Genomic DNA, 7,209 nt, shown 5'->3' with positions numbered 1-7,209 from the left:
CGAACGCAACCGACGCCGTAACTCTTCCGCTACCGCGGGCTCCGTCTCGAGCCGCTTGATTGGCCGCGCCATGGCAGCCCTCCATCATGCAAATCCATTGCAACTCGATAATAGTCGATATTTGAGAGACAGGACACTAGCCCGCTGCGATTCAGCGGCCTGCGGCGACCGGGCTCTTGCCGCGCCAGCGCCGCCGCAAAAGGCGACTGACTTTTGCGCGCAAATGAGGCACAACAGCCCGGCGCTACGGCGCGGCGGGCGAATTTTGCGCAAGGCCCGCGCGCATACCGGCCCGGCCCCCGCGCGCGCCGCGCCCCGACGAGCGATGACACGGACGATCATCTGTCTCGCCCGCCACGGCGAAACCAACTGGAACATCGAGCGGCGCTTTCAGGGCCAGTTCGATATCGCCCTCAACGCCCGCGGCCGCGCCCAGGCGGAGGCGCTGGCGCGCGAGCTGAGGGGCGCCCATTTCGACCGCGTCTATTCGAGCGACCTGCGCCGGGCCATGGCCACCGCCGCGCCCATCGCCGACCGGCTCGGGCTGCGCGTTCTGGCCACCCAGCGCCTGCGCGAGAAGGACGACGGCGCCTGGCAGGGGCACACCCATGCCGAGGTGCAGGTCAAATACGCCGAGGACTATCCGCGCTACCTCGCCCGAAAGCCGGACTTCGCCGCGCCCGAGGGCGAGACGCTGGAGGAATTCGCCCGCCGCGTCCGGCTGGTCTTGACCGACATCGCGCGGGAAAGCGCCGGCCTCACGGTGCTGGTGGTGGCCCATGCCGGCGTTCTCGACATCGCCTGGCGCATGGCGACCGGCAAGCCGCTCTCCGAGAAGCGCGAACATCCCGTGCTCAACGCCACGCCCAACTGGATCGCCTTTGAGAACGGACGCTGGTCGCTCGTCGACTGGGCGACGGCGGAGCGTCCGGAAATCGCCGCGCCATGGGACGGGGCGCCGCTGCCGCGCCGCGAGGCCGCCCGCGGGCTGATCGTCAACCCGAAGGGCGAGACGCTGCTGATGCAATACGCCGGCGGGCTGTCGCCGCATTTTCTGGCGCTCGGCCATCAGCATTTCTGGGCCACGCCCGGCGGCGCGCTGAAGGAGGACGAGAGCTTCGAGACCGCGCTGCGCCGCGAGATCTGCGAGGAGACCGGCCTCGTCCTGCCGGGCGACGTCGGCCCCGTGGTCGCCACCCGCGAATTTCCCATGGAGCTCGGCGACGATTGGCATCAGGCGGTCGAGCGCTATTTCCTGATCAGAACGGAAGCGTTCACGCCTGCGCCCCAGAACCTCACGCCCGAGGAAAAGGCGCACACCCTCGGCTGGCGCTGGTGGTCGCCGGATGCGATCGCGGCCTCGCAGGAGCTGATTTTCCCCGAGGGGCTCGAAGCCTTGCTGCGCAAGGTCGATTCGTAATCGGCGCCGCCTCCCGCGAAGGCGCGCGCGCCCGCGGGGAGGTGTCCAGGTGACGAGCACGGCGCCCTCGATGCGCGGCGAACTGCGCCGTTCCATCGTCGTCCCCGACGGCGCCACGCTCTTTACGCGCATTTTCGTCTTTCTCGGTCCGGGCTATCTCGTCGCCACCGGCTATATGGACCCCGGCAACTGGGCGACCGCGCTCGCGGGCGGCTCGAAATTCGGGACGGCCCTCCTGTTCGTCGCCGTCCTCTCCAGCCTGATGGCCATCGTCCTGCAATCGCTTTCGGCGCGGCTCGGCGTCGGCGCGGGGCTCGATCTCGCCCAGGCGTGCCGCGCGCATGCGCCCTTTCCCGTCGCCGTCGGACTGTGGCTCCTCGCCGAGGCGGGAATTTTCGCCACCGACCTCGCCGAAGTGATCGGCACGGCGATCGGGCTCCAGCTTCTCTTCGGCCTGCCGCTGGCGATGGGCATTCTGGTCACGGCGCTGGACACGTTTCTGGTGCTCGCCTTCGAGCGGCTGGGGTTTCGCAAGATCGAGCTGTTCGTCGTCGCCATGCTGGGTCTCATCGGCTTCTGCTTCGCCGCGCAGCTCGTGATGGCGCGGCCCGACTGGGCCGCCGTCGCGCGCGGGCTCGCGCCGACGCCCCGCTTCCTCGCCGATCCGGAAATGCTCTATCTCGGACTGGGCATTCTCGGCGCGACGGTGATGCCGCACAATCTCTTCCTGCATTCCTTCGTGGTGCAGACGCGGGCCGTGGGCGTCTCGGCGCCCCAGAAGCGGGAGGCGATCCGCTTCGCGGTGATCGACAGCACGCTCGCGCTGTTTTTCGCGCTGCTCGTCAATGGCGCGATTCTGGTGCTGGCCGCCGCCGTCTTCCATGCGAGGGGGCTGAGCGAGGTGGCGGAGCTCGGCGAGGCGCATCGGCTGATCGCGCCGCTGCTCGGCGAACCTGTCGCGGCGACGCTCTTCGCCGTGGCGCTCATCGCCTGTGGGCTCAATTCGACGGTCACCGCCACGCTCGCCGGACAGATCGTCATGGAGGGATTCATCCGACTGCGGCTCGCGCCGGCGGTCCGGCGGCTCGTCACCCGCGCCATCGCCATCGCCCCCGCCATCGCCGTCACGCTTTACGCCGGCGACAGCGCGACGGCCCGGCTTCTGGTGTCGAGCCAGGTGGTGCTGAGCGTGACGCTGCCCTTCGCCGTCGTGCCGCTGGTGCTCTACACGGCGCAACGCAAGGTGATGGGAGACTTCGTCGCGCCGCGCCGCACGACGCTGGCGGCGGCGCTCATCGCGGCGGTCGTGATCGCCCTCAACGCCAAGCTGCTCTTTGACGCGGCCTTCGGCGGCTGAACGGCGCTCGGCCGCCTCAGCCCTCTCCGGGCCGGTCCCGGTCCAGCCCCTTGGCGGCGAGCTCCTCCAGATAGGCGGCGAAACTCGCCTCGGCGGTTTCGCCGAGATGGCGGAGATAGCGCCAGGTGTAGATGCCGGTCGCATGCATGTCGTCGAACCCGAGGCGGATGGCGTAATTGCCGACGGGGCCGACAGAAATGATCGCCACATCGCGCTTGCCGCCCACCGTCTTCTGGTCGGCGGGGGAATGTCCCTGCACCTCGGCGCTGGGGCTCCGCACCCGCAACAGCTCGGCGCTCAGCGTGAAGCGCGCGCCGTCGTCGAAGGCCACGCGGAGCGCATGGCCATTGTCGAGGAGGCGGATTTCGGTGGGCCAGGCATCCGTGGTCACGTCAACTCCCGAAGGTTCCTGAAACGATCGCGGCGACCCTATTACAGGCCAAAAACTGTCGCCAGCCTTTCTGAGACCATTGTAAATCCCGATGGAGCCATAGACGCGACGCGGGCTTCACGCCGCCCGCGCGCGGCAATATATGAAAGGTCAGGCGGCATGCGACCGCCGGGGAAGCGCCTCGACAGATGAACGCTCATTCTCATGCGCCCATAGCCGCGGCCGGGGCCGCCCCGCTCGTCGACCCCTTCGGCCGGGCGGTGTCCTATGTGCGCGTTTCGGTGACCGACCGCTGCGATTTCCGCTGCGTCTATTGCATGTCCGAGCATATGACCTTTCTGCCGCGAAAGGATCTGCTCACGCTCGAAGAGCTCGACCGGCTGTGTTCGGCCTTCATCGCGCGCGGCACGAAGAAGCTGCGCATCACCGGCGGCGAGCCGCTCGTGCGCCACGACCTGATGACGCTCTTCAAAAGCCTGTCGCGGCGTCTCGCGGCCGGGTCGCTGGAGGAGCTCACGCTCACCACCAATGGCTCGCAGCTCGCGCGCTTCGCCGAGCAGCTTGTCGATTGCGGCGTGAAGCGCGTCAATGTCTCGCTGGACACGCTTCAATCCGACCGCTTCCGGTCGCTGACCCGCACCGGCGACCTGGCCCGCGTGCTGGCCGGCCTCGACGCGGCGCTCGCGGCGGGGCTGAAGGTGAAGCTCAACGCCGTGGCGCTGAAGGGCGTCAACGAGGATGAATTCGTCCCCCTTGTCCGCTTCGCCCATGACCGCGGCATGGACATGACCTTCATCGAGGTCATGCCGCTCGGGGAGCTCGACGGGCCGGCGCGCGTCGACCAATATCTGCCGATGAGCGAGGTGCGCGCGAGGCTCTCGGACGCCTTCACGCTCGATGAGATCGACTATCGCACGGGCGGCCCCGCCCGTTACATGCAGGCGGCCGAGACCGGCGGCCGGATCGGCTTCATCACGCCGATGACCCATAATTTCTGCGAGAGCTGCAACCGCGTGCGCGTCACCTGCACGGGCACGCTCTACATGTGCCTCGGCCAGGAGGACGCGGCCGATCTGCGCGCGCCCCTGCGCGAGAGCGCCGACGACGCGCTGCTCCACGCCGCCATCGAGGCCGCGATCCGCCGCAAGCCCAAGGGGCATGATTTCATCATCGACCGCGCGCGAGACGCCCCGGCGGTCGCGCGGCACATGAGCACGACAGGCGGCTGACACGCATGACAGAGGCAAGGAACGTCGCCTTTCTGGGGCTCGGCGTCATGGGGTCTCCCATGGCGGGCCATCTCGCCCGCAACGGCCACAGGGTCGCCGTCTACAACCGCACCGCCGGCAAGGCCGAGAGATTCGTGGCCGAGCACGAGGGCGCGCGGCGCGCCGGGACCCCTCGGGAAGCGGCCGAGGGCGCCGAATTCGTCTTCTGCTGCGTCGGCAATGACGATGATCTTCGCGCCGTGACGCTCTCCCCGGACGGCGCCTTCGCGGGCATGGGCGCGGGCGCGATTTTCGTCGACCACACGACAGCTTCGGCGGAGGTCGCCCGCGACCTCTTCGCGGCGGCGCAAGCCCGCGGTCTCGGGGCGATCGACGCGCCGGTGTCCGGCGGGCAGGCCGGCGCCGAAAATGGCGCGCTCACGATCATGTGCGGCGGCGCGCCGGAGGACTACGCCCGCGCCGAGCCGGTGATGGCGTCCTACGCCCGCGCCTGCCGGCTGATGGGCCCGCCCGGCGCCGGCCAGCTCACCAAGATGGTCAATCAGATCGCCATCGCCGGACTGATCCAGAGCCTCTCCGAGGCGCTGCATTTCGCCAAAAGCGCCGGCCTCGACGCGGCGGCCGTGATCGACCTCATCAGGAATGGCGCGGCGCAGTCCTGGCAGATGGAAAACCGCACGAAAACAATGCTGGCGGGCGAATTCGACCATGGCTTCGCGGTGGAATGGATGCGCAAGGATCTCGCAATCTGCCTGGCCGAGGCGCGCCGCACCGGCGCAAGCCTCCCCGTCGCCGCCCTCGTCGATCAGTTCTACGCCGAGGTCGAGGCCATGGGCGGCAAGCGCTGGGACACGTCCAGCCTGATCGCGCGCCTGGAGCGTTGACGGCGCGATTGTGGCGGCCTCGAAAAAATAAAAACTTTTTTGTGGCGCCGGTGCAACCATTTCCTGAGCTCGGCGTTTTCCCCCCAACAAGAAGAGGAACGCCCAGGGCCGCGTAGAGTATCCCGTTGCGCGCTTTTGGGAGAAGTCCTGTTCAACCCTGTTGGGAGGGGCCATCATGGCCGTTACGCGCGAAAGCCCTTTTGCCAGCCGCATGTCGCGGTTCGTCCTTGGATTTACGGTCGCTTGCGGTCTGTGCGCCGCAGTGGCCGCAGCGCCCACGGCGCCTTCCGCCAAGGTCACCTCCGCGACAGCCGTCAAGGCTGCTGTCAGCCTGAATGACGATGGGGTGCGGCCGCTCGCGCGGGGACCGGCGATCCGGGTTGGACGCGCCTTTGGCGCAGAAGACGAAGACTGCACACTCGTTCTGAAACCAAGCACAGACGAGCGCGGTCGCGTCCGCTACATGCGTAGCGTCACCTGCGCCAACTGAGTTTCGCGTCCCCGGGGTAGGCCGGTCGAAGGCCGACTGAGGGCGAGGGCCGCTCGAACGAGCGCCTCTCGCCTTTTTTGTTTCTTCAACGCCTGTGCGTGCAAACGCCGGCGCTTCTGTGCATTTTTTGCACAAATGCCCCCGTCGGGGATGCGCCAGGGCGGAACGCCAATTGAAGCGGCGCAGACGGGGGACGTCGCCGCCAGAAGCGAGGCGACGCCCGCAACCGGCGGGCCCGCCGATCGAAGCCGGGCGTTGACGCCCCCCGCGCCCCTCCCTACTGTGCCGGCCTTCTCCCCGCTCTTCGGATGGTCAAAAGCCAAAGCACATGTCCGCTCCCCTCGCCCTGACGCCCGAACTTCTCGACGCCGCGCGCGTCTCTCCCGCCTGGCCCTTCGAGGAGGCGAAGAAACTCGTCAAACGGATCGAGGCCAGCGGCCAGAAAAGCGTGCTGTTCGAAACTGGCTACGGGCCCTCGGGCCTGCCCCACATCGGCACCTTCGGCGAGGTGGCGCGCACCAGCATGGTGCGCCGCGCCTTCGAGGCGCTGACGGAAGGCAAGATCGCCACGCGCCTGATCGCCTTTTCGGACGACATGGACGGGCTGCGCAAGGTCCCCGACAACATCCCCAACAAGGAGCTCGTCGCCGCCCATCTCGGCAAGCCCCTGACCAAAGTGCCCGATCCCTTCGGCACGCACGACAGTTTCGGCGCGCATAACAACGCCCGGCTGCGCGCCTTTCTCGACGCCTACGGCTTCGACTACGACTTCGCCTCGGCGACCGAGTATTACGCCAGCGGCCGTTTCGACGCGGCGTTGAAGCTGATGCTCGCGCGTTACGACGCGGTGATGAAGATCATGCTGCCGAGCTTTCGCGAGGAGCGCGCGGCGACCTATTCGCCCTTCCTGCCGATCCACCCGAAGACCGGCGTCGTCATGCAGGTTCCGCTCTCGGGCTATGACGCCGAGGCCGGCACGATCGACTGGGCCGACCCGGACAGCGGAGAGACCTTCACGACGCCCGTGACCGGCGGCCATTGCAAGCTGCAATGGAAGCCCGACTGGGCGATGCGCTGGTTCGCGCTCGGCGTCGACTACGAAATGGCCGGCAAGGACCTGATCGATTCGGTGAAGCTCTCGGGCTCGATCGTGCGCGCGCTCGGCGGGCGGGCGCCGGAGGGGTTCAATTACGAGCTCTTCCTCGACGAGAAGGGCCAGAAGATTTCGAAGTCGAAGGGCAACGGGCTCACCATCGAGGAATGGCTGCGTTACGCGAGCCCCGAGAGCCTGTCGCTGTTCATGTATCGCGAGCCGAAGGCGGCGAAGCGGCTCTATTTCGACGTCATCCCGCGCATGGTCGACGAGTATCAGCAATTCCTCGACGCCTATCCGCGCCAGGACCTGCGCCAGCAATTGCAAAACCCGGTCTGGCACCTC

7 protein-coding genes are annotated in these 7,209 nt (G+C 67.9%); 6 read left to right on the top strand and 1 reads right to left on the bottom strand.

What is annotated here, in order from left to right; genetic code table 11:
- Positions 1 to 325 precede the first annotated feature (325 nt).
- Together ACR652_RS18205 and ACR652_RS18200 are read left to right on the top strand one after the other, a co-directional pair.
- On the top strand, positions 326 to 1,420 hold the full coding sequence (locus ACR652_RS18205; protein ID WP_434507893.1) for a histidine phosphatase family protein: 1,095 nt from the start codon (positions 326 to 328) through the stop codon (positions 1,418 to 1,420).
- Positions 1,421 to 1,490: 70 nt separating this feature from the next.
- On the top strand, positions 1,491 to 2,777 hold the full coding sequence (locus ACR652_RS18200; RefSeq protein ID WP_434507894.1) for an Nramp family divalent metal transporter: 1,287 nt from the start codon (positions 1,491 to 1,493) through the stop codon (positions 2,775 to 2,777).
- A gap of 16 nt (positions 2,778 to 2,793) precedes the next feature.
- Here the strand turns inward: ACR652_RS18200 and ACR652_RS18195 are convergent, their stop codons facing one another.
- A complete protein-coding gene (locus ACR652_RS18195) occupies positions 2,794 to 3,168 on the bottom strand; it encodes a gamma-butyrobetaine hydroxylase-like domain-containing protein (RefSeq protein ID WP_434507892.1) in 375 nt (124 codons plus the stop codon).
- A gap of 188 nt (positions 3,169 to 3,356) precedes the next feature.
- Between ACR652_RS18195 and moaA the strand changes: the two genes are divergently transcribed.
- The 4 genes from moaA to ACR652_RS18175 form a co-directional block, all read left to right on the top strand.
- Positions 3,357 to 4,397, top strand: a complete 1,041-nt coding sequence (gene moaA / locus ACR652_RS18190) for a GTP 3',8-cyclase MoaA (RefSeq protein ID WP_434507891.1) — start codon at positions 3,357 to 3,359, stop codon at positions 4,395 to 4,397.
- A 5-nt stretch (positions 4,398 to 4,402) separates the two neighbouring features.
- Positions 4,403 to 5,281, top strand: a complete 879-nt coding sequence (locus ACR652_RS18185; RefSeq protein ID WP_434507890.1) for an NAD(P)-dependent oxidoreductase — start codon at positions 4,403 to 4,405, stop codon at positions 5,279 to 5,281.
- Positions 5,282 to 5,456: 175 nt separating this feature from the next.
- Entirely contained in the window at positions 5,457 to 5,771 is a 315-nt protein-coding gene (locus tag ACR652_RS18180) for a hypothetical protein (RefSeq protein WP_434507889.1), read from the top strand.
- A 328-nt stretch (positions 5,772 to 6,099) separates the two neighbouring features.
- Positions 6,100 to 7,209 (top strand): lysine--tRNA ligase (locus ACR652_RS18175; protein ID WP_434507888.1); only part of this gene is annotated, 1,110 nt, incomplete at its 3' end.

Origin of the sequence: Methylocystis sp. (genome assembly GCF_051061225.1) — a bacterium.
Lineage (GTDB): Bacteria > Pseudomonadota > Alphaproteobacteria > Rhizobiales > Beijerinckiaceae > Methylocystis.
Note: the sequence above shows the minus strand (reverse complement) of the source record. Positions and strands in the feature narration are given on the sequence as shown.

Bases quoted from the DNA above. Each gene is read 5' to 3' on its own strand.
- ACR652_RS18205 (WP_434507893.1), top strand. From the start codon at position 326: ATGACACGGACGATCATCTGTCTCGCCCGCCACGGCGAAACCAACTGG.
- ACR652_RS18200 (WP_434507894.1), top strand. From the start codon at position 1,491: ATGCGCGGCGAACTGCGCCGTTCCATCGTCGTCCCCGACGGCGCCACG.
- moaA (WP_434507891.1), top strand. From the start codon at position 3,357: ATGAACGCTCATTCTCATGCGCCCATAGCCGCGGCCGGGGCCGCCCCG.
- ACR652_RS18185 (WP_434507890.1), top strand. From the start codon at position 4,403: ATGACAGAGGCAAGGAACGTCGCCTTTCTGGGGCTCGGCGTCATGGGG.
- ACR652_RS18180 (WP_434507889.1), top strand. From the start codon at position 5,457: ATGGCCGTTACGCGCGAAAGCCCTTTTGCCAGCCGCATGTCGCGGTTC.